23 protein-coding genes are annotated in these 21,376 nt (G+C 69.0%); 10 read left to right on the top strand and 13 right to left on the bottom strand.

Features of this window, described 5'->3' with window-relative positions:
* Positions 1 to 68: 68 nt before the first annotated feature.
* Positions 69 to 497 (bottom strand): hypothetical protein, encoded by a 429-nt coding sequence (locus tag ABZ459_RS07850; protein WP_357967251.1) that lies wholly within the window; start codon positions 495 to 497, stop codon positions 69 to 71.
* A 614-nt stretch (positions 498 to 1,111) separates the two neighbouring features.
* Between ABZ459_RS07850 and ABZ459_RS07855 the strand changes: the two genes are divergently transcribed.
* Positions 1,112 to 1,504, top strand: coding sequence for a hypothetical protein (locus ABZ459_RS07855; RefSeq protein ID WP_357967253.1), 393 nt, complete (start codon positions 1,112 to 1,114; stop codon positions 1,502 to 1,504).
* Here ABZ459_RS07855 and ABZ459_RS07860 read toward each other — a convergent pair.
* The 10 genes from ABZ459_RS07860 to ABZ459_RS07905 form a co-directional block, all read right to left on the bottom strand.
* Positions 1,470 to 2,333 (bottom strand): hypothetical protein, encoded by an 864-nt coding sequence (locus tag ABZ459_RS07860; protein WP_357967256.1) that lies wholly within the window; start codon positions 2,331 to 2,333, stop codon positions 1,470 to 1,472. The genes ABZ459_RS07855 and ABZ459_RS07860 overlap by 35 nt on opposite strands.
* 980 nt (positions 2,334 to 3,313) lie before the next feature.
* Positions 3,314 to 4,336 carry a hypothetical protein gene (locus tag ABZ459_RS07865; RefSeq protein ID WP_357967258.1) on the bottom strand — a complete coding sequence of 341 codons (1,023 nt, stop codon included), beginning with the start codon at positions 4,334 to 4,336 and terminating at the stop codon, positions 3,314 to 3,316.
* Between the two features lie 108 nt (positions 4,337 to 4,444).
* On the bottom strand, positions 4,445 to 5,038 hold the full coding sequence (locus tag ABZ459_RS07870; protein ID WP_357967261.1) for a hypothetical protein: 594 nt from the start codon (positions 5,036 to 5,038) through the stop codon (positions 4,445 to 4,447).
* A 61-nt stretch (positions 5,039 to 5,099) separates the two neighbouring features.
* Positions 5,100 to 6,062 carry an ankyrin repeat domain-containing protein gene (locus tag ABZ459_RS07875; RefSeq protein WP_357967263.1) on the bottom strand — a complete coding sequence of 321 codons (963 nt, stop codon included), beginning with the start codon at positions 6,060 to 6,062 and terminating at the stop codon, positions 5,100 to 5,102.
* Positions 6,063 to 6,125: 63 nt separating this feature from the next.
* The gene (locus tag ABZ459_RS07880) at positions 6,126 to 6,698 is read right to left on the bottom strand and encodes a DUF6461 domain-containing protein (protein ID WP_357967266.1); all 573 of its coding nucleotides are present in this window, start codon (positions 6,696 to 6,698) and stop codon (positions 6,126 to 6,128) included.
* A gap of 104 nt (positions 6,699 to 6,802) precedes the next feature.
* On the bottom strand, positions 6,803 to 7,909 hold the full coding sequence (locus ABZ459_RS07885) for a hypothetical protein (protein ID WP_357967268.1): 1,107 nt from the start codon (positions 7,907 to 7,909) through the stop codon (positions 6,803 to 6,805).
* Between the two features lie 317 nt (positions 7,910 to 8,226).
* Positions 8,227 to 9,045, bottom strand: a complete 819-nt coding sequence (locus ABZ459_RS07890) for a hypothetical protein (protein WP_357967270.1) — start codon at positions 9,043 to 9,045, stop codon at positions 8,227 to 8,229.
* Positions 9,046 to 9,202: 157 nt separating this feature from the next.
* Positions 9,203 to 9,907 (bottom strand): class I SAM-dependent methyltransferase, encoded by a 705-nt coding sequence (locus tag ABZ459_RS07895; protein WP_357967273.1) that lies wholly within the window; start codon positions 9,905 to 9,907, stop codon positions 9,203 to 9,205.
* A 40-nt stretch (positions 9,908 to 9,947) separates the two neighbouring features.
* Positions 9,948 to 10,718: an arylamine N-acetyltransferase gene (locus tag ABZ459_RS07900; RefSeq protein ID WP_357967276.1), complete on the bottom strand. Its 771-nt coding sequence runs from the start codon at positions 10,716 to 10,718 to the stop codon at positions 9,948 to 9,950.
* Between the two features lie 54 nt (positions 10,719 to 10,772).
* On the bottom strand, positions 10,773 to 11,522 hold the full coding sequence (locus ABZ459_RS07905) for a class I SAM-dependent methyltransferase (protein WP_357967279.1): 750 nt from the start codon (positions 11,520 to 11,522) through the stop codon (positions 10,773 to 10,775).
* A gap of 71 nt (positions 11,523 to 11,593) precedes the next feature.
* On the opposite strand from ABZ459_RS07905, the gene ABZ459_RS07910 reads away from it, so the two are divergent.
* The gene (locus ABZ459_RS07910; RefSeq protein WP_357967281.1) at positions 11,594 to 12,163 is read left to right on the top strand and encodes a CGNR zinc finger domain-containing protein; all 570 of its coding nucleotides are present in this window, start codon (positions 11,594 to 11,596) and stop codon (positions 12,161 to 12,163) included.
* Between the two features lie 7 nt (positions 12,164 to 12,170).
* On the opposite strand, the gene ABZ459_RS07915 is transcribed toward ABZ459_RS07910, so the two are convergent.
* Together ABZ459_RS07915 and ABZ459_RS07920 are read right to left on the bottom strand one after the other, a co-directional pair.
* Complete coding sequence (locus ABZ459_RS07915; RefSeq protein WP_357967284.1) at positions 12,171 to 13,112, bottom strand: D-2-hydroxyacid dehydrogenase family protein; 942 nt, start codon at positions 13,110 to 13,112, stop codon at positions 12,171 to 12,173.
* A 313-nt stretch (positions 13,113 to 13,425) separates the two neighbouring features.
* The gene (locus ABZ459_RS07920; RefSeq protein ID WP_357967287.1) at positions 13,426 to 13,797 is read right to left on the bottom strand and encodes a hypothetical protein; all 372 of its coding nucleotides are present in this window, start codon (positions 13,795 to 13,797) and stop codon (positions 13,426 to 13,428) included.
* 292 nt (positions 13,798 to 14,089) lie between these two features.
* Between ABZ459_RS07920 and ABZ459_RS07925 the strand changes: the two genes are divergently transcribed.
* The 8 genes from ABZ459_RS07925 to ABZ459_RS07960 all read left to right on the top strand — a co-directional run bounded on the left by ABZ459_RS07925 (position 14,090) and on the right by ABZ459_RS07960 (position 21,374).
* Positions 14,090 to 15,946 carry a glycosyltransferase family 2 protein gene (locus ABZ459_RS07925; RefSeq protein ID WP_357967288.1) on the top strand — a complete coding sequence of 619 codons (1,857 nt, stop codon included), beginning with the start codon at positions 14,090 to 14,092 and terminating at the stop codon, positions 15,944 to 15,946.
* 74 nt (positions 15,947 to 16,020) lie between these two features.
* Positions 16,021 to 17,028: an energy-coupling factor ABC transporter permease gene (locus tag ABZ459_RS07930; protein WP_357967290.1), complete on the top strand. Its 1,008-nt coding sequence runs from the start codon at positions 16,021 to 16,023 to the stop codon at positions 17,026 to 17,028.
* Positions 17,029 to 17,051: 23 nt separating this feature from the next.
* Positions 17,052 to 17,807, top strand: coding sequence for a cobalt ECF transporter T component CbiQ (cbiQ, locus tag ABZ459_RS07935; RefSeq protein WP_357967292.1), 756 nt, complete (start codon positions 17,052 to 17,054; stop codon positions 17,805 to 17,807).
* On the top strand, positions 17,801 to 18,538 hold the full coding sequence (locus ABZ459_RS07940; protein WP_357967295.1) for an ABC transporter ATP-binding protein: 738 nt from the start codon (positions 17,801 to 17,803) through the stop codon (positions 18,536 to 18,538). The genes cbiQ and ABZ459_RS07940 overlap by 7 nt, the downstream gene beginning before the upstream one ends.
* Positions 18,539 to 18,710: 172 nt before the next feature.
* Positions 18,711 to 19,049 carry an STAS domain-containing protein gene (locus tag ABZ459_RS07945; RefSeq protein WP_101785558.1) on the top strand — a complete coding sequence of 113 codons (339 nt, stop codon included), beginning with the start codon at positions 18,711 to 18,713 and terminating at the stop codon, positions 19,047 to 19,049.
* Positions 19,050 to 19,097: 48 nt separating this feature from the next.
* Positions 19,098 to 19,871, top strand: coding sequence for an SDR family NAD(P)-dependent oxidoreductase (locus ABZ459_RS07950; protein ID WP_357967298.1), 774 nt, complete (start codon positions 19,098 to 19,100; stop codon positions 19,869 to 19,871).
* 6 nt (positions 19,872 to 19,877) lie between these two features.
* Positions 19,878 to 20,642 carry a crotonase/enoyl-CoA hydratase family protein gene (locus ABZ459_RS07955; protein ID WP_357967301.1) on the top strand — a complete coding sequence of 255 codons (765 nt, stop codon included), beginning with the start codon at positions 19,878 to 19,880 and terminating at the stop codon, positions 20,640 to 20,642.
* A 111-nt stretch (positions 20,643 to 20,753) separates the two neighbouring features.
* Positions 20,754 to 21,374, top strand: coding sequence for a rhomboid family intramembrane serine protease (locus ABZ459_RS07960; protein WP_357967302.1), 621 nt, complete (start codon positions 20,754 to 20,756; stop codon positions 21,372 to 21,374).
* Positions 21,375 to 21,376 lie beyond the last annotated feature (2 nt).

A 21,376-nucleotide genomic window follows, 5' to 3' on the forward strand; every position in this document is an offset into this window, starting at 1 on the left:
CCATCACGGTTGCCCTTTGAAGGTGGAGGGGGCTGGAGTCTGTACAGGTAGGCCGTGGGTTCGCTGCCCTACTCCGCGCGTACGGTCACTTCTGCTCGTGGTGCGTGGAAGGCCAGGTACAGCGTGAAGGTGTGCAGGGTGAACAGGTCGACGCCGTCCCAGTCAAAGAGTTCGACCTGACCAGGTGGAGCATCGGGGTGAGCGGTCACGCAGTCATGGCCCTCCTGGTCCTCCTGCCACTCGACGAGGCGGACATCCTCGAACCGGAAGACCACAACGGGCGTCTTCGACAGCTCGGGTGGAGTCCACTGCGGATCGTAGACAAACTCCAGCTCCAGCACTGGTGGCCTGCCGGGCCGGTAGGTCAGATGTATGAATTTGGTGTCGTGCAGGTAGACGTGGGCGGAGTCCTCGGTCCAGAACTCATACAGTCCTCCCGTGGAGGTGACGCCACGATCCTTGTCCTTGGTCACGCCGGCGAATTCAGTCACTGACATGAGGACATGGTCCCGCACACTTGAACGATCTCGGAAGCTTCCTGCTGGCTCGTGGCAGTAGCGCTCTCACCGCACACGGGCTCGCCCCATCCACACGTTCCTGACCACGGTTTCGATCAGCCGAGCAGGGCGATTGCTCCGCCTGAAAAGCGGACCCCCTACATGTGGAGTGCGGTGCTGTGGCTCGTGCTGTACAGCGGCCGATACGGCAGCACTGCCTTACGCAATCGCCCGCCATCGCACCGCAACGATCGTCTGACCAGCTCGGGATGTCCTCAATGAGGCATCTGCCATTTACCGGTGATCGAGTGCTTTGGGAGTGGCATCACTCCCCGAGTGCCATCTCGCGTTTCTCGTCCTGACCAGTTGGGTGATGATCGAGGTGTGCCGCTACGGAGGTTCGTGGATTTCTGCAGTCTGGACGCCCAGGTCGGGCGGTGGGACGGCCTGAATCTCTGGTGCAGTCCCACCGGATCGTCCGGTGCGGACAGGACTTCGTGTTCTTCGGGCTAGAGCCATGTATCTCGCCCTCTTCGAGGGCGTTGGTCCGCTGGTGGGACTGTTGATCCCGTCTGCTGCGTTTCCTGTGGGCTTGATCGGTAGAGTGGCCGGCCATGGGCGTTTTCGTCGACTACTTCGCGGCGGACTCTGATGAGTCCGCCCGGCTGGCCCTGGACGGCGGGCCGGAGGGCATCAACCTGCCGTACGTCGATTGCAAGGGATGGCTCGACGAGCTCGACACGCTGGTCGCGGAGCTCAGCGGACGCGATCTGAGCGAGTTCGGGGACAGCGAGACCATCGTGGACGACGGCGAGTCGGCGGGCGTGGACCGGGCAGCGCCCGAGACCGTTGCCGCACTCGCCGCCGTGGACGACGTGCGGCTGCGTGAGTACGCCGAGGAGGAACTGCTCGACGAGTTCGAGGTCCAACGCATCACGGCCTTGCGGCATCTGGCTCGCGAGGCGGTACGGCTCAACCAGGGCCTGTATCGCTGGATGTGCGGCTGAACGCCTCGAACAGCTCCTCGCGCAGCGAGGGAGGCAGCTTGCGGCCCATGTCCGACGGGCTCACCAGCGCCTGATCGTCGTTTTGTGCCAAGGCCGTGTCCGCGAGGTACTCCAGGCTGAAGCGCGCCGCCTTCCGGTGGTGTGCGTCCGGCCACTGCTCCACCAAGGGCAGCACCGCCGCCACGCGCGCGCTGATCCGGTCGAGGAGCGCGTAGCCGGGCAGGCCGGGCCAGCGCTGGGCGTGCAGGTCGATGTGGTGGAAGGCGACGTAGTCCAGCTCCGCGCCGGTGAAGTCGTTGCCGGTGAAGTCGTTGTGGTCCCTGCCCAGCGCATCTTGGTGCTCGGTTGGGCGACCCCAGAAGTTGACGTTTCGCACGCGACCGAGGAAGACACAGTCGACGAACTGTGCCTCGGCAGTGCTCGTCTGGTCTCTTAATCGGGACCGGTCGAAGGTGCACCTCTCGAAGCGGACGTTGCCGAAGAACGTGGAGGACGCGAAGCAGGTGCGCCGGAACACGCAGTCGCGGAAGACCGACTGCGGCCAGCCGACGCCGTCCCAGGGCCCCCGCCTGCAGGTCGTGGACATCGACAGGCGCTCGAAGACCACGCCCGTGAAGTCGCATCCTTCGAACTCGCTGCCGTGAACGGTGAACTCGGCGAACCGCATTCCGGAAAAGTCCACGTCCACCAGCCGGGACCGGTCGAAGGTCACGCTCGACACATCGGCGGGCAACTCGAACCGCTGGCCGCGAAGCTCACCACGCGCGATCCACGCCGGATCCCATCCTTCTGGGCTCGGCTCAAGGCTGTACTGCTCGAACGCGCTCATGTGTGCCACCTGCCACGGCTGCGGCCGGAACACGTGTCCGCGGAGAGTCTCTCCGCGCCGGGAGGACTGGCCGCGATGGTGTTCGCTGAGAGAACCAGGTCATGCATGTGTGGAGTCTGGCAGTCACGTCCGACAAACCGTCGGCCGAGTTGGTACGGAGTCTTCAGGGGATCGGTGCCGACGTGCTCGTGGGGATGCGAGTGGCCGAGACCCGTTTTCCTGGCCGACGACGGCGCCGAAAGAACACGCCCACGGAACCAACCAGATGCACACCCGTCCCGACGGCAGCTCCAACGTCCCCATGCGCCTGGCCGACGCACACTGTCGTCACGCTCGAAGAGGCGAATTCAACGCAGCGGCTGACGAAGGGATGGTCGCAGTCGACATCCACCGCCTATCTCTAACGGACGTCGTGAACCGCACGTGTTTGAGAAGGGCTGTGAATCTGTCGTAGTGCGGCGCGCCGCGCCGCCAACTCCTGAGGGGACGACTCGGCAGACCCGCGAGTACGCCGCGATCAAGATCTCCGGTACAGAGCCATGAACCGCGAGGCGATGCTGCACTCCAGGTGGACGGGTGATCATTGACAGTTGGCAGGATCGTGGCCCTGGCGATCGAACTCTTTCCGCGTGATCGTCACGTCGCCCCAATCGGGGGCGTCCGTCTCTCGTCGTACCCCTGGTGCTCTGCCCGTCCAGGGACGGTGCGAAGAAGTCCGCGACCGTTGCTGCTCACGAAGGGCCGGGCATGGTGGCCCACGGGCCCGAGATGTCCACAGCGTCAGGAGCTGCTTCCCCGAAGCCCGATGGTTGCCGGCCCGATCACGCATGAGCGCCGCATATGCGCACGTCAAGCGAAGCCGACATCGTTGCCGTGGCATCCGCCTGCGACAGACTGGACGACCGTGCGTTCGGGGGCGACGCGATTGCGGGAGCTCTGGTCAGGTTCCGCCGACGGGATCGAATCTGACGTGGGGAGGGCTACGCGAACGGGGCCGGGTACGGGCGGCCTTTCACCGAGTCGTGGATGCGGCGCAGCCATGGCTGCCGGAACTTCGGCAGTCGCTCCAGTGTGCTGACGAATACCTGCCCATCGGGATGGAACAGGCGGTGCGGCAGCAGCGGGAGCGGATCGTCGTGGCGGGCGGCGGCAGGCATCCCGTGCGCCACGGGCATGAGCCGTCGATCGTCGTTGAAGGCCAGGTACGTCCACACGTCCGCAGCGAGCGGCACCACTGTGCCCGCGTCACACGGCCAGACCTCACCGGTCTGCGGGTGCTTCGGCACCAGGGCGAGGTCCGTGATCGGGGTGGACAGGCCGGGGCCGGCCAGGGCGAGGTGTCGTTCCGGCGGCCCGGGAGGGAGCAGGCTCTCGATCGTCCGGCGAAACGTCTCTGCGACCGGCATGTCAGGGACGGACACCCGCTTGCCCCCCGAAGCCACCACCAGGTGTGCCAGGGTCACCGCGATTGAGGCCTCCCACTGTGGGCTCCAGAAACCAAGCGGATCAACGGGTGGCGTGCTCGGCAGCTCCGTCCAGTCCATCACCCGCTGGACGGGGCCGGCGACGGCGACGGGACGCACGGCGTCCGGCTCCAGCCACACCACCTGCCAGAACCCGCAGTCGTCGACGCGGGTCGCCACCGGGCGGTCGCACCTGGCGCAGGCCAAATTGGGGCCGTACTGGCCGTCCCAGCCGCAACAGCAGCCGCCCAGCCGGTCCGGGATGAAGACGGTTCCGCGGACGTCGCCCGGCGCGATCCCGATCCTGTTCGGGGGGCCCGTGATGCAGTACGTCAGTTGCCGGACGCGGTGATATTCCGGTTCGGGCATCAAGGGGGCTCTTGGTCGGCCATGTCCAGGGTCCACGGCGTATGTTCCCGGCTCCAGGAGACCCGGGAGCAGGTCATGGCCGTACTTCTGGCCGGAGTGGTCGGGGAGCGCCACCCGTGCGACCCGCGCGGTCAGCACGGCGCCGCACGACGTACAGGAGAAGACGACCAAACAGCCTCCTTTGCCGTTTACGAGGCGATCATGGTGGCACAACATCCCGCCTGGCGGGGAAACGCGCAGAATCACCGCGTCGCCGGAGCCGGCCGAGGACGAGAAGGCTCAAGTGATCGCGAAGTGCTGGTCGAGGGCTGCGATGAGCTGGTCGGCCGGCCCCGGGGTAGTGATCGTCGCCCACTGCCGGGCGAGGTCGAGGAACCCGGAGAAGTGCTGTTGGGCTGTGGTGAGCAGGCTGGAGAGCTCGTCGCGAGTGATCTCGATGGGCGGAGAATCCTCGACGTGCTGCCGGAGCTGGATGACGTGACCCACATGGGTGATGTGCGGCGTGGGGTCGTGCCCCAGCCAGGGTTCGTGCCCGCGTGCCACGTCCCACCAGTCCCGCCAGTTCTCCAGGCCGAAACAGCAACCGGGCGGGACGTCGACGTCGGTGGTGGTGTCGCGGAGCCGCAGACCGCCCGGAGCGATCAGGCCGCCCGTTTCGGCGAGGTGTTGGTGCAGATGCGCCTCGGTCAGGTCGGCGGCGTGCGTGGTCGGGAGGCCGTTGTAGCTGAAGATCACGGCCATGGCCGTCCCGACGTCGGCGGGAGACATCCGGCCGGAGAGGGCGAGAAGGCGGTCGTTCGACGGCTCGGTGATCGGCCAGGCCGTGAAGTCCACCGCGTCGTGGGTCTCCAGGACGACTTCGATGATGACCATGGCCGGCAGTATCCAGGCATCGGGTGTCGGTACAGGCTTTGCATCGTCCTTGGGCCGTACGTCAGGCCCAGAAGTCCCTTTCGGGCAGTCGTAGCCAGGCGCCGGGTGGGCCGGTGATCGGCCGGGCGTCGGCCAGGCGCAGGCCCGCGCCGGCGCAGCAATACGCCGGACAGCGGTCGCGGTAGAGGTAGGCGGCGAGGATCTCCTCGGCGGGGGCGTCAGTGGGGACCATGAAGGCGCTGTCCGGCTCCCAGGCCATGACCTCGCCGTCTCGGGCGATGTGCCCGAAGATGCCGCCTTTGGCGTTGGAGTGCATGCTGTAGCAGACCGTGCCCGTCGAAACGAGCCTGCCGAGGCCGGGAGTGTAGGCGACGTATCCCCAGGGCTGGGTGATGGCGCAGCCGCCGGGTACGTCGGTGATGCCGACGATCCATTCGGCGTCCGGGACGTTGTACCAGGCCTCGTACAGGGCGTCGACGTCCACGTCGTCGGCAGGGGTGGCTTCCAGGCGCGCTGTCGCCTCGGCTGCGCTGACGCCGGCCACGCAGGCCAGGCTCAGGCCTTCGTAGTGGAAGTCTCCCAGCGCGGGGATCAGCCGCTTGGCCTCCGCGGCGGCGGTGGCCTCGGCCGTGGAGAGGCTGATCTCTGACGGGGGGACCGGGAAGAGGTCGGGATTGGGGCCGGCCAGGCTGAGGCGGCCGGGGGACCAGCCGTTCATCATGTGGCGCCACGGGTCCGCTCCGGCGGCGACGAGGGCTCGGGCGTTGTCGGTGCGGCCCTCGAAGACGGCCGTCCAGAGGGCGGTACGGCCGCGGTGTTCGGCGTCGACGTCGTCGACCCGTGCGGCCAGTTCGGCGACCACCTCCGGCGAGCCTCGCTCAGCCGCGACGTGCAGCGGCTTGTCGAAGAGACGCACGCCGGAGTCGGGATCGGCGCCCGCGGCGAGCCGAGCGCGGATCAGGCCGAGGTCTGTCCATTCGTCCCAGCCGACGATCCACCATCCGAGGTCGTCGGTAGCGGTCATGGGACTCCTCCAGCACATCGATGATCTGGCACCCGGCTTCGACGCGTATCGGGCTTGCCGGCGTCAGGGCTTGCTCACAGGCGGGATGACGCCCCATCTGAACGCGGAACTCTTCAGCAGGTGCTCCGTCGCCCTGATGCCGGTCAGGTGCTCGACGAGCAGGAAGGCCGGCCCTCTGTAGAGCCGGGGACGCGATGGGTAGAGCCTGTCGATCTCCGCCATCGTGTCCACGAGCTCGGCGGGCGTTTCCGTCAGGAAGCCTTCGTCGCCGCCCCAGCCCAATCTGATCTCGCCGTCCTCGCACCAGTAGAAGTAGTCGAGGTCCTTGACGCCGAGTGCGGCCTGGGAGACGAGGCGGGTGCCCTTCGACAGCTCGGTGATCAGGTCTTCGCAGGTGCCGAGCCAGTCGGGGTCGAAGACGAACGTCCAGTCGCCGATGGAGGTGACGCCGACAGCGGCCCCGGGGTCCGGGTAGTCGTCCGGGTCTTCGGGGAAGGGGCCCGGCGTGAAGTCCTCCCATCGGCCGCCGAGGCGCGCGACCACCTGTTCGGGCGTGGCACGCACGTAGATGAAGCTGTAGCACTCCTCGGCGTATTCGCCGCAGAGCCAGGAGACATCGGGGGGCTGCAAGGACATGCCGTCATGCTGCCAGTCGGCACCGACAGGAACAGCTCGCGTCGTCGGGAGGCGACCGGCTCTGTGCGTTGCGCCGAAGTGTCCAGTGATGAGCCGAACGTCGGTCAGCATCCCTGCTCGGGGATGGCGGCCAGGTCCATGACCATGTACCGCTTGCGGGCGTCGTCCCGCCAGAACAACAACGGACCGCCGGGGAGGGAACCGCCGACGTGTATGGGCAACTCGCCTTCTTTCGGTTTCAGCGCTGCGGATCTGTCGGCGCAGCGGTCGTAGATCACGCTGCCGTTCTCCAGCGTTCCGACACGGGCGGTGGATATGGAGGAACCCTCGCCGATGACCTCCGGCGGATCGAAGAACCCGAACCTCTCGTGGAAGAGAGGGGTCCTGCGGAACCCGCCGGGGACGATGCCGCGTCGTGAGCCGTCCCGGCGTTGCACGATCACCTGCGTCAGCTGGTTGGCGGCGCGGGCGACGCCGCTGACACACCATTCGGGTCCGCAGCGCCGGTCCGTGCCGTCGACCCTTTCGGCGGAGCGTTTCTCGCCGGTGACGAGGTCGGTGACGGTGTCCTCGCCGTCGTGCACCCAAGGCCAGGTGGAGATGTAGCCGGATCCCATCAGGGCCGGAGTTCCGCCGGTGAGAGGGACGCGGTAGACGGAGCCTCCGCTGTCCTCCCACCAGACGATCTGGTCTCCCACGATCTCCAGGCGGTACATACGGCCGTCCCGGCCCCCGGGCCGGTTGGGGTCGGGCGAGACAAGGGCCACGAAGCGAATCTGGCCGCCTGTGATCGGCATCGTCCACAGCTGCAACTCGGGGCTCGTGCGGTCCGGATGGCGGACTGCGGCGATCCATGCGATCTGCGAATCGCTGACGGTCACGTTCTCGATCCGGTGGTAACGCGCCGTGCTCTCGGGGACGGTGCCCAAGAGTTCGTGCCTGCCGGTCCGCCGGTCGTAGTTCACCAGGATCGGACGGTGCTCGTCGGGGTCGGCCATCAGCACCTCGTGCTTGCTGAGCATCGCCAGCGGCTGAACGTCACGGGTGTCGCTGAACCAGCGTGGCGCCGGGAAGAACGCCTCGGGCCAGACGTCCTCGGCCGCAGGCAAGGTCGGCACCTGAGGTGGGGCGGTCGGTCGCGACGCCGATTGCGAGATACGTGTCGCGCAGCCGCCTGCACCGACGGTGAGCACCAATGCGGTAATCAGCAAGCCTGAATAAGCCGAACGTCTCACCTCCTCTCAGACGCCGGTCCCGATAAGCAGGTTCCCGTTCTCGAAGGTGTGCCATTGAACGCTGGGGATGTCACCAAGGGACCGCTGAGTAACTGCCGGTGACCTAATGAAAATGTATGTCGGTCCTCAGGGAGCCGGGCGATGAAAAATGATAGGCGCTGGTTCTTCGTCGCCGAGCTTCGTCCGGAAGGGTGGCCGAGTGGCTGAGCGACCACGCCGGCTGAGGGCGGGGCTGCGGTGGCAGTCCCGCCTCGGCGGGCGGCAGGTCGGTGATGCCGGGCCTGCTGAGGTGGTCAGAAGGGGCCGGTCTCCGGGTAGCCGGCCTTGATGACGGCCCTGCGGGTCTTCGGGGTGAGCTTCTTCTCGTTGACGACCTTGCCGGACGCCGGTGCGGTGATCTTCGCCTTGGCGCCCCAGCCGGAGTACTTGGTGTCGGTGTGGAAGGCCATCTGGCGGTAGGCGTCGCCGTCGGAGGAGGAGGTCGAGTCGACGACTGCGCGGCTGAGCAGGTTGTTCTTGTCGAAGTACAGGTGGAACTCGACGTTGCCTTCACCGGCCGACTTGTCGTGCCGGTAGGCGGCGAGGGTGGCGGTGCCCTGGTATTCGCCGGTCGCCACCTCGGAGGAGTTGTCCAGCATGAACTTCAGGTCCGCCGGGGTGACGCCCATGTGGAGGATGGCGTTCTCGCGCTCACCGGTCCTCGATCCGATCCAGGAACGGCCGGCGGGCAACGCCTTGACGATTCCGGGGTTGGTCACGTAGGCGTTTCTGCCTTCGGCGACGACCCGGTAGGGAGGCTCGGTCCCCTGGCGGGACGACATGCGGATGCGGAGGTCGGCGGCCGCCACCTTGCCCTTGCCGAACGCCAGCGTGCCGTTGGTGCGGGTGTTCACCTGCACCTGCATGGCCTGGTCGTCGACGGAGAAATCGACGGTGATGCTGCTTAATTGGTCGATCTTCACGCTCTTGCCCGGTAGTAGCTGGGCTTTCAGGGCTTTCACCGCGTCCGCCGGGGCGGCCTGCGTGGTCGCCGGGGATGCGGCCTGAGCGGGTACGGCTGCCGCGCCCACGATCGCCGCCGTGGTCGCGAGGCCCGCGAAGAAGAGCTTCATTAGTGTCCTTCATTTAGATGGATATAGCAGGGAAAAGAGTAAGAGAGCGCTGTTGGCCGGATGAGTGATATTCCGTAACGATCGTGTGCCGACTGATGTCGACGAGGCCGCTGGTTTTGTGTCCGTCATTTTCATATATGCCGGGCATTGACGTCGATCAGGTGCGTCGCCAGGCGAGGAGGCCGTCGGGGGCGGCGGTCCGGACGTAACCTGCGCTCACGAGTTCGTCCCGAAGTGTCTCCCAGGCGGGACGATGGGCATGGCCGACGAGTTCTTCCTCGCTGAGCACTTCGTCGCCCCGGGTGATCCGGTAGAGGTAGCGGCAGGTGGCGCGTTCGTCGTCCGACTCGATGATCTCGGACGAGACCGTGTACGTGTGGCGGCCCACCCGGCGGGAGTCCAGTTGCCGCATGGGACGCGGCTTCGGCGGGCCGCCGTCGCGCCAGGTCAGCAGGAGAAGACCGCCGGGCTCCAACCGGTCGGCCAGGACGGGCCAGAGCCGCCTGCGGTAGCCGGGCTCCAGGGCGTACAGCACATTGATCATCACCATGGCCTCGGCCGGCTCGTCGAGGTCGAGGCCCAGGGCGTCGCAGGGCAGCACGGTGACCCGTTCGAGCAGGTCGGGCCGTTCGGCCAGGCGGGAGAGCAGTACTGCCCGCATCGTGTCCGAGGGTTCCAGGGCGAAGATCTCGGCGGGCGTCCATTCGGCCAGGGACGTGGTGATCAGGCCGGTTCCGGCGCCTATCTCCACGATGCTGCGGCGTACTCCGGTCAGGAGAGACGGCAGCTTCTCGCGTACGCCCGGTATGTGGCTGTGCACGGCGAGCAGATCGTAGAAGACGGGAGAGATGTAGTCGGCCATGGTCGGCCACCGTAGTCCAGCCGGTGCGACGTTCCCGGGGTCAGGCTCCCGCCGCCGGCGCCCGGTCGAGCGTCACGCCGAAGTGCTCCCGGTACGCCGGAAGCAGCTCGTTCTCGTTCAGGATGCGTTCGGCGCGTTCGCCCTGCCGGGTGACGATCAGCTTGCGCCCGCTGATCGTGGTACGCCCCTCCGCCGTCCGTATCGAGCACACCGGCGACCGGGTGAAGTGCGAGTCCGGTGAGGTCGCCTGCCACCAGCAGGTCGGCACGAAGTCGGCCAGCTCGTACGGCCGCGCGGTGAGCCGGTAGGCGGGCTCGCCGTTGTGCGACACGTCGAGATCGCCGTGCTCACCGGGAGCCGGGACGATCTGGAAGACCCCCGCCCCGTCCTTCTGCTCGCCGCGCTCGTCGATCCGCAGCGGCTCGTCGGCGAAGTCGCCGAAGCCGACGTCCACCAGCCAGGGCTCGTCGAGGTCGACGCGGAGCGCGAGGTGGTCGAACAGCGGCCCCGGCCGGCCGCCGCCGAACACCCGCGCCGCGAGCAGGGTCACCCGGTAGCCGAGCGCGGTGAGCAGCGCGGCGAACAGGCCGTTCTGCTCGTAACAGAAGCCGCCGCGGCGGCGGGTGATGAGCTTGTCGAACAGGGCGTCGGGAGCGAGGGAGATCGGCTCGCCGAGGTGGATGCTCAGGTTCTCGAACGGCACCGCCCTCAGGTGCGCGAGCTGCAGGGCCCGCAGGCCGTGGACGTCCGGCGGCACCGGCCGGGACGCTCCGAATCTGTCCAGGTAGCGGGTGACTTGCGACTCGTCCATGACCTACAGGAAACCACGTCTCGCCTGCCTGCGCCCGCCGGATGGCGTCGCGGGTCAGCTTCGCACGGCGCACAGCAGGCGGTTGTTCCCGCGCTGCCACAACGTGCCGATCTCGCCGAACCCGGCCTTGGCCAGCGCGCCGACGTGCTGCTCGACCAGATGGGACTCCGAGCCGTGATGGGACGCGCCGGCCGTGCTGCGCTCCTGGTTGAGGTCGGCGAAGGCGGGGTCGGCGGCGATGGCGTCCCACCAGGCACGCCAGTCCTCGGGGCGGCGGTCGCCGAAGACGCGGTCGGTCTCACGCTGGTGCACCGCGTGCTCCAGCCGGGCCAGGGTGGGGGAGGAGGAGTCCATGTGGTCGCCGTTGAGCAGGATCCCGCCGGGGCGCAGGACGCCGGCCAGCTCGGCGTACGTCTCCTGAAGCTCCTCGGGCGAGATCCAGTGGAGCGCGGTGGTGCTGACCGCGGCGTCGGCGGGACGGTCGAGGCCGAGCGCCTCGGTCCACCCGCCGGTGCGCAGGTCGGCCGAGACGAACCGCAGCCCGGGGTAGGCGGCCCGGCCGAGCCCCAGCAGCAGCGGGTCGGCGTCGACGGCGATCACGGTGGCCGAGGGCAGGCGTTCGAGCAGCCGGGCGGACAACGACCCCGGCCCGCACCCCAGGTCGATGACCACGGGATCCGGCCGGCCCAGCGCCTCGACCGCGTCGATCAGCGCGGTGAAGCGGGCCTCCCGGTCGGGCAGATACCCCTCCTGCTGACGGTCCCAACGCTCGATCCATGCCAGCGCGGCTTCCTGAGTGAGCATCAGATCTCCCTGTAACTGTCGTCTAAGATTTGAGCAGTCACAACTTAGAATGCGAAGGCGTAACTGGTCAAGTGGATTACAACAGTCACACAGATGCGATCGTCCGGGTCGCGGTGGCGCTGGTCAACGCGCTGACCCCGGGCGAGCAGCGAGGGCGCGAGTTCCCCGTCCCCGACGACCTCGCCGCGGCCGCCTCCGGCGCGCTGGGCAGCGTCTATTCCGGCCACCGCGGGATCGGCGCGGCCGACGCCGCCGAGCTGGCCGAGGTCGCGGCCCGGCTGCGCGTGGTGTTCCGCGCGGTGGCGGACGGCGACGTCGACACCGCCGCCATGGCCACGAACGCGCTGCTGGAGGAGAGCAGGGCCAGGCCGATGCTCGAACGCCACGACGGCGAGCCGTGGCACCTGCACTTCCACGGCCCCGGCGGCTCAGTGGCGGGCGACTGGGCGGCGAGCTGCTCGACCGGGCTCGCGATCGTGCTCGGCAGCGAGTTCGGCGACCGGCTCGGGGTCTGCACCGCCCCCCACTGCGACCGCGTCTACGTGGACGTCTCCCGCAACGGCACCCGCCGGTTCTGCTCCACGGCGTGCCAGAACCGCGTCAAGACCGCCGCCTTCCGGGCCAGGACGCGGGCGGAGTGAGCCGGGGTCAGGCCAGGACGCGGATCGGCGCGCCGGCCAGGAACGCGTCGATGTCCTGCACGGCGTCGCGGAAGTAGGTCTCGTAGTTGCCGCCGGTGACGTACCCGAGATGGGGGGTGGCCAGCACGTTGGGCAGTTTGCGTAGCTCGTGCCCGGCGGGCAGCGGCTCGGTCTCGAACACGTCGAGCCCGGCCCCCGCGATCAGCCCCTCGCGCAGCGCCGACGCCAGGGCGGCCTGGTCGACGATGGCCGCCCGCGAGGTGTTGACCAGGTAGGCGCTGGGCCGCATCAACGCCAGCTCGCGCGCGCCGACCAGCCCGCGGGTGCGCTCGCTCAGCACGAGATGGACGGAGACGACGTCGGACTCGGCGAACAGCTCCTCCTTGGCGACCGCCCGCACGCCGAGCTCGCCGGCGCGCGCCGCGGTCAGGTTCTGGCTCCAGGCGATGACGTCCATGCCGAACGCCTGCCCGATGCGGGCCATCTGCGCCCCGATCTTGCCGAGGCCGAGCAGCCCGAGCGTGCCGCCGTGCAGGTCCATGCCGACGGTGCTCTGCCACGGGCCGTCGGAGCGCATCGCCGTGGCCTCGGGCACCAGGTGGCGGGCGAGGCCGAGGATGAGCGCCCAGGTCAGCTCGGCCGGCGGGGTGGAGGCGCTGCCCGTGCCGCACACCGTGACCCCGCGGGCGCGGGCGGCGTCGAGGTCGACGGAGGCGTTGCGCATGCCCGTGGTGATCAGCAGGCGCAGCCGGGGCAGCCGCTCGAACAGCTCCGCGCCGAACGGCGTGCGCTCCCGCATGACGACCACGATCTCGAAGTCCGCCAGGGCCGCCACCAGCTCGTCCTGGCTGGTGAAGTGGGCCAGGAAGCTCGTGGCCCGGACCCGCGACCAGTCGGCCAGCCCGAGGGCCACGCCCTGGTAGTCGTCGAGGACGGCGCAGCGCAGCATGATCCGTGATCCTACGCCGCGGCCCCCTGCTCCAGCTCCCCGGCGGGGCCGGGGAGCTGGAGCCCGTTCAATCGGCGGCTAGCCTTTCCGCCTCGTCGTGCAGCGCCGCGACCAGGATCAGCTCCAGGTTGAGCTCCTCCAGGTCCGGCGACGCCAGACCGTCAAGGACGCGCATGGTGGGCCTCCCTGAACAAAAGACGTCTCAGGTGTCACATAGGTTCACATCTATCTGAAACGTTCTCAGGGGAGGCGTGGGTCGGATGGAGGGGGAGTCATTCCGTCGAGGGTTCCGGGAATTGTCCCGGACAAATCATCAAGCCACTCCCGACAAACCGGAATCGCGGTTCAACTCGATGTCCATCTGCATCGCCAGAATCTCCTGCCGCTCCTGGTTGATCCTGCGGCAGAGCGTGACATATGCGGTCAGCACCTTGGCGTAGGAAGCCCGTGCCTCCTCCAGCTGGCCGCGCAGACGTTCGATGCGGTCGGGGTCGGCGAACTCCTCGGCCTCGGCCTCGGCCAGCAGCGCGCGGGCCTCGTCGACGATCTCCTCGGCCCGCATCCGCGTACGTCGCAGCATCGCCGAGCACTCGAAGAGCTCCGTCAGGCGCGCCGACGAACGAGCGAACTCGGCCTTGCCCATGCCCGTGCCGCCCGCCCGATGCCAGCGAAGATTCGATGCCATTACCGCCACCTCCCCGGTCAAGGTTGCCTAACTGTAGACGTGTGTACCCCGCCGGAGGATGACCTGAGACGTCCACGGAGTAGGTCCCTGATCCCGGCGGAGAGTTTTCTTCCTCTGGCAGGTCGAGGATTTTCCCCTGAAACTCATTCGGTCCCTGGTGAATGTGCTGATTAGAGCCATCTGTGGGGTCTATCCGAGGAATGCAACGAATCGCCGGGGTCGGCAAATAGGTGACTCGAAGACGGTCGATCGGGCCCCGCGGCGACGGGCGTTCGTCACATACTGAAACGACATGGCGGCGCAACGTGACTCCGAGGTGACGGCAGTGGTGGCGATGTCGGCGGCGGGTAACAACGACGAGACGGTCGACGTCAGCGTCGTCATCCCGGTGCACAACTGCCGTCCCTATCTGGACAGGTGTCTCACCTCGGCGCTCGTGCAGCGGGTGAAGAAGGAGATCATCGTCGTCGACGACGGCTCCACCGACGGCGGCGCCGAGCTCCTCGACCTCTACGCCGCCTACCACCAGTCCAGCGTCAAGGTCGTGCACATCGAGGGGTCGGGCGGCGCCGGCCGGCCGCGCAACGTCGGCCTCGCCCACGCCACCGGCCGGTACGTCTTCTTCTGCGACGCCGACGACCACCTCGGCCCCGAGGCGCTGGAACGCATGGTCGCCATGGCCGACAGGAACGGCTCCGACATCGTGCTCGGCAAGATCGTGGGCCACGGCAGGCGGGCCCCCGCCTCGATGTTCCAGCAGAACGCCGAGCGCCTGACCCTCGCCGACAGCAACGTCTACAACAGCCTGAGCTGCTTCAAGCTGTTCAGACGGGAGATGGTCGAGCGGCACGGCATCCGCTTCGCCGAGGACATGCTGGTCGGCGAGGACATCATGTTCACCGTGCACGCCTACTGCCACGCCGGCGTGATCTCGGTGGTCGCCGACCACGACTGCTACCACCTGGTCTCCAGGTCCGACGGCAGCAGCATCATGCAGCAGGCCGGCAGCCGGGACCCGATCGCCTGGCTGACCATGATCCGGCGGCCCATCCGGCTCATGGCCCGGCACGTCGAGCCCGGCCCGCTGCGCGACCACCTGCTGCGCCGGCACTTCAGGCTCGACGCCTTCGCCCAGCTCGGCGCGGTGTTCCTGGAGAGCGACGACGTGCGCCGCAAGGAGATCGCCCAGGAGGTCGCCGCGCTGTGCGACGAGTGGTTCACCCCGGGCGTGCACGCCCGGCTGAACACCATCGACAAGCAGCGCGTGGCCGCGCTCGGCGACGTCGACCGCCTGGTCCGGCTGGCCCGCATCGAGAGCGCCACCGTGCGGCGGCGGCTGACCGGGCTGCGCTGGGAGGACGATCACCTGGTGGTGAGCGGCACGGCCGGGCTGGAGGGCATCAGCCAGGACGACGGCGTGGCCCTGGTGCTGCGCGCCCGCAACGACCCGCACGGCGAGTTCGTCGTCCCGGCCGAGCGGCAGGGCGCGGAGTTCACCGCCCGGGTGGAGGCCGCCGCGCTCGCCTCCGGCGTCTGGGACCTGCGGGTGGCGGTCGAGCTGGAGGGGGTGGTGCGCCACGGCAGGCTGGGCGCCGACCGCGACAACGGCGTCACCCGGCCGCAGCCCCGCCTGATCGGCGGCGTGGTGACCCTGCCGTACTTCACCAGGGACAACGGCAACCTGAGCATCGACGTCGGCGGCCATGTCGTCGCCGTGCCCGGCACCGTCCGGCTGGAGCGGACCAGGTGGGGGCTGGGCCACCGGCTCGTCGTGCAGGGCGAGGTCAGCGTGGCCGGAGAGGTCCCCGAGTGCGCGGCGATCAGGCAGATCGTCTGGCGCGAACGGCGCACCGGCCGCGAGCGCGCCGAGCGCGTGACGGCGCTGCCCGGGGGCGGGTTCGCGGCCAGGCCGGCGGTGGGCCGGCTCCCGCCCGGCACCTGGGACGCCTACCTGGAGCTCGACCTGGGCGGGCCGCCCGCGCTGTTCAGGATCGAGACCGACGCCGACACGGTCGCCGGTCCGCGCAGGTGGCGGGGCGCGGCGTTGCTGCGCAGCGTGCGGCCGTACGCGACCTCGGGGAAGGGGCGGCTGAGCACGGTCGTGCACCGGCTGACGCCGCGAACGATCCTCAGGAGGATCCTTCAGTAATTGCCACCTATGTGCAGGTGCAAGGCAATGCTCTAAAGTGAGGAGGATTTGTTCGTCCTTCTGGAGGCGTTGCCGTGCACGTACCCGATGGCTTCTTCAACGCAGCTACATCCGTCTCCGCCGGAGCGGTGGCGGCCGCCGGGGTAGCGGTCTGCCTGCGGGGCGCCCGCCGGGAGCTGGACGACCGCACCGCGCCCATGGCGGGGCTCGTGGCGGCCTTCATCTTCGCGGTCCAGATGCTGAACTTCCCCGTCGCGGCGGGCACCAGCGGCCACCTGCTGGGCGGCGCGCTGGCGGCGATACTCGTGGGGCCCTACACAGGCGTGCTCTGCATGGCTGTGGTGCTGCTGGTGCAGGCCGTGTTCTTCGCCGACGGCGGGCTGACCGCGCTGGGCATCAACATCACCATCATGGGCATCGTCACCGTGCTGGTCGGCTGGGGCGTCTTCCGGCTGGTCACCGCGATGGCCAGGGGCCGGGGCGGGGTGACGCTCGGGGCGTTCCTCGGGGCGCTGGTCTCCGTACCGGCCTCGGCGCTGGTGTTCTCCGTGCTGTTCTGGATCGGCGGCACCGCGCCCATCGAGGTGTCGGCCGTGGCCGCGGCCATGGGCGGCGTGCACGTGCTGATCGGCATCGGCGAGGCGCTGATCACCGCCACCACCGTCGCCGCCGTGCTGGCCGTACGGCCCGATCTGGTGTACGGCGCCCGCGGGCTGGCCAAGCCGCTGGTGCTCAAGGGGGCCGAAGGCGCCACCACGACCGTGGGCGAGCCGGCGCCGGCGGCCCGGCCGGGCGCGCTCAAGCCGTTCCTGCTGGGCGGGATCGGGCTGACCCTGGTGCTGGCCGGCGTGGTGTCCTTCTTCGCCGCCTCCGACCCCGACGGGCTGGAGGCCGTGGCCGAGAACAAGGGCTTCAGCGGCCAGGCGGCCGACCATGCGTTCGGGTCGTGGGCGCTGGCCGACTACGGTGACGTGGGCGGCATCCCGGTCGGCGTGGCCGGGATCGTCGGCGTCGGGCTCGTGCTGCTCATCGCCGGTGCCGTGGCGTTCGCCGCGCGCAGCCGTACGAACGTGGGGGTCTGATCTGTGAGAGACGGTGAGTGACGGTGGGCGCGGGGCATCGGCACGATCTCTACCTGCCGGGTGACTCCCCCGTCCACCGGCTGCCGCCGCAGTGCAAGCTGCTCGCCGTCTTCGCCTTCGCCGTCGTCGTGGTGGCCACACCGCGGGAGCGCTTCTGGGCGTTCGCGGTCTACGCGGCGCTGCTCGGGGGCGTCGCGCTGGCCGCGCGGGTGCCGGTCGGCCACGTGCTGCGGCGGATGGTGATCGAGCTGCCGTTCGTGTTGTTCGCGTTCCTGATCCCGGTGATCGGGATGGGCGAGCGCACGACGGTGCTCGGGGTCTCGCTGAGCGTGCAGGGGTTGTGGGCGGCCTGGAACATCCTGGTCAAGGCCACGCTCGGGGTGATCGCCTCGATCCTGCTCGCGGCCACCACCGAGCCGCGGGTCATCCTCGTCGGGGCGCAGCGGCTGCGGCTGCCGAGCCTGCTGGTGCAGATCGCCATGTTCATGCTCAGGTACATGGACGTGATCGTGGAGGAGATGCGGCGGATGCGGGTGGCGCGCGAGTCGCGCGGGTTCGAGGCGCGCAACTTCCGCCAGATCCCGGTGATCGCGCGTTCGGCCGGGGCGCTGTTCATCCGTTCGTACGAGCGGGGCGAGCGGGTGCATCTGGCGATGCTGAGTCGCGGCTACGCTGGACGGATGCCGATAATTCAAGATATTTCGGCATCCATCGGGCAGTGGGCGGCGGCGCTCGTCCTGCCCGTCGTGGCACTCGCGGTTCTGGGGCTCTCATGGTGAACTCTCTGGAGGTCAGTGACCTGGCCTACGCCTACCCCGACGGCACTCAGGCGCTGTTCGGCGTGAACCTGGCGATCGGCCGCGGTGAGCGGGTGGCGCTGCTCGGCCCCAACGGCGCCGGCAAGACGACCCTCGTCATGCATCTCAACGGCATCCTCGCCGCCGGGCACGGCAGCGTGGCCGTGGGCGGCGTCCCGGTGCGCAAGGACACGCTCAAGGAGATCAGGCAGCGCGTCGGCCTGGTCTTCCAGGACCCCGACGACCAGCTCTTCATGCCCACGGTCAGGGACGACGTCGCCTTCGGCCCGGCCAACGCCGGTCTCAAGGGCGCGGAGCTCGACCGGGTGGTCCGCGACGCGCTCGACCGGGTCGGCATGCTGGAGGCCGCCGACCGGCCGCCGCACCACCTGTCGTTCGGGCAGCGGCGCCGGGTGGCGGTGGCCACGGTGCTGGCGATGCGGCCGGAGATCCTGGTGCTCGACGAGCCCTCCTCCAACCTCGACCCGGCCGCGCGCAGGGAGCTGGCCGAGATCCTGCGTTCGCTGGACGTGACCGTGCTCATGGTCACCCACGACCTGCCGTACGCGCTGGAGTTGTGCGAGCGCTCGCTGATCCTCTCGGGAGGCGTGATCGCCGCCGACGGGCCCACACGCGAGCTGCTGGCCGACGCCGAACTGCTGGCCGGGCACCGCCTGGAGCTCCCCTACGGCTTCGCCGTCCCGGCCGGGTGAGCAACCTGGTGCCCAGGTCGCGGGCCGGGCGGCCGGCTGGGTAGGAACCCTCAGCGCCGCGTCTAGCGCATGATTCGTCCGCTCTAGTCCTTCTGTATCCGGCTCTTCGTAGTTTGTGCATGCCCGCTATCCGGGGATGTCGAAGTACAGTGGCTCATCGAGGAGGGGCCAAATGAAGCTGCGGCTTGCGCGACACGCCCTGGGTGACGCCGTGGTGGTGGCTGTTGAGGGAGAGCTCGATCTGTTCACCGCACCGTTCCTCCGCGACGAGGTCCGCGACGCCATCAAGCAGGACAGCGCCAGGCTCGTGCTCGACCTGCAGCAGCTGTCGTTCATGGACTCCAGCGGTCTGTCGGTGCTGATCGAGGCCTGGCGGCTGGCCACGGGAGAGGGAGGCGGGGTGTCCCTCGCCGCACCCCAGGCGCCCGTGGCGCGCATCCTGCGGACCACGGGGCTCGACCGGCGGATCAAGGTGTACTCCGACGTCGACAGCGCCGTGGGGGAGATTTAACCCGCCCCGAGTAGAACTTCATTCGGTTGGCGCGTTAAGGTCCGGGATATGGACGTCAACGGATCTGCAGCAATCATCTCCGGCGGTGCCAGCGGCCTCGGTGAGGCGACGGCCCGCGAGCTCGCCCGCGCGGGCGCCACCGTGGTCATCGCCGACCTCAACGAGGAGCGCGGCAAGGCCGTCGCCGACGAGCTCGGCGGCGTCTTCGTCAGGACGGACGTGTCGGACGACGAGCAGGTGCAGGCGGCCGTCGACGCGGCCGTGGCCACGGGCAAGCCGCTGCGCGTCGTGGTCAACAGCGCGGGCATCGGCTGGGCCGAGCGCACGGTCAACCGCGAGGGCAAGCCGCACAACCCGGCCACGTACCGCAAGGTGATCGAGGTCAACCTGATCGGCACCTTCAACCTCATGCGCATCGCCGCGGCGGCCATCGCCGCCACCGAGCCGGTCGACGCCGACGGCCAGCGCGGCGTGGTCATCAACACGGCCTCCGTCGCCGCCCTGGAGGGCCAGACGGGCCAGCTCGCCTACTCGGCCTCCAAGGGCGGCATCGTGGGCATGACGGTCCCCGCCGCACGCGACCTGGCGGCCATCGGCGTACGCGTGAACACGGTCTGCCCCGGCATCATCGACACCCCCATCTACGGCTTCTCCGGCAACGCCGAGGAGTTCAAGGCCAAGCTCGTGGCCCCCGTGGTCTTCCCCAAGCGCATGGGCCGGGCCGACGAGTTCGCCCACCTGGTGCACTCGCTCGTCCAGAACGACTACATGAACGCCGAGGTCGTGCGCTTCGACGGCGGCATCCGCTTCCAGCCCAAGTGAGGTCCCGTGTCTGACGAAGTGCTCGTCGAGGAGTCCGGCAACGTCGCGGTCATCACCATCAACCGGCCGAAGGCGCGTAACGCGATCAACGGTGCGGTGGCCCGGGGGATCGCCGAGGCGCTGGACACCTTCGACGCTCGCGCCGAGATCTCGGCGTACGTGCTGACCGGCGCAGGGGGCACGTTCTGCGCGGGCATGGACCTCAAGGGGTTCCTGTCCGGGGACTTCCCGGTGGTCGAGGGCCGCGGCTTCGGCGGCATCGCCGAGGCGCCGCCCAAGAAGCCGCTGGTGGCCGCGGTCGAGGGGTACGCGCTGGCGGGCGGCTTCGAGCTGGCCCTGTCGTGCGACGTCATCGTGGCCTCGTCGGAGTCCACGTTCGGGCTGCCCGAGCCGAAGCGCGGGCTGGTGGCGGGCGCGGGCGGGATCATGCGGCTGCCGCGGCGGATCCCGTACCACGTGGCCATGGAGATCGCCCTGACCGGCGACCACTACCCCGCCTCCCGCCTGTACGAGCTGGGCCTGGTCAACCGGATCACCGAGCCGGGGGCCGCCCTGGAGGGCGCGCTGGAGCTGGCCCGCAAGATCGCCGCCAACGCCCCCCTGGCGCTCGCGGCGACCAAGAAGGTGATCATCGAGTCCCAGGACTGGCCCCTGGAGGAGATGTTCAAGAAGCAGGGCGCGATCATCAACCCGGTGTTCGGCTCCAAGGACGCCATGGAGGGCGCGGCGGCCTTCGCCGAGAAGCGCGCCCCCCAGTGGAAGGGCGAGTAACCCTCACCCGTACGCCGGCCCCTTCCGCACGACCGGAAGGGGCCGCGTCAACGCGCGTGCGTGAGCTTTCCTGCGTACGGTAAAGGGAGAAGACGACCACCAGGAGAGCGCATGAGCGACTATTCGGGTTCCAGGTTCGAGTCGGCCAAGCGCGGCGCCGGCACCTTCCTGTCGAACGCGATCAAGGCGATCGTCATTCTCGGGTCCATGCTCGCCGTGATGTGGGTCCTGGAGGGCGTCGACTACGTGATGGGCGGCGCGCTCGACTCCTACGGCATCGCGGGCTGGGACGCCGACGGCCTGGTGGGCATCTTCTTCGCGCCGTTCCTGCACGGCGGCTTCGGCCATCTCATGGCCAACTCGCTGCCGCTGCTGGTGCTGGGCTTCCTGGCGGCGGTGCGCGACATCCGCAGGTTCCTGTGGGCCACATTGGTGATCGTGCTGATCGGCGGCCTGGGCACGTGGGTGTCCAGCCCTGGCGTGATCACGATCGGCGCGAGCGGCCTGGTCTTCGGCTACTTCGGCTTCGTGCTGGCCCGGGGCCTGTTCGACCGCCGCCTGGTGGACATCCTGATCGGCATCGGCGTGGGCGTGGCCTACTACTCGATCCTGTGGGGCCTGCTCCCCAACCAGCAGGGCATCTCGTGGCAGGGCCACCTGTTCGGGCTCGTGGGCGGCGTGGTGGCCGCCGGGGTGCTGCCGCGCAGGCGAACGCTGCCGGCCCGCTTCTGAGC

The organism is Nonomuraea sp. NPDC005692 (assembly GCF_040631115.1).
Lineage (GTDB): Bacteria > Actinomycetota > Actinomycetes > Streptosporangiales > Streptosporangiaceae > Nonomuraea.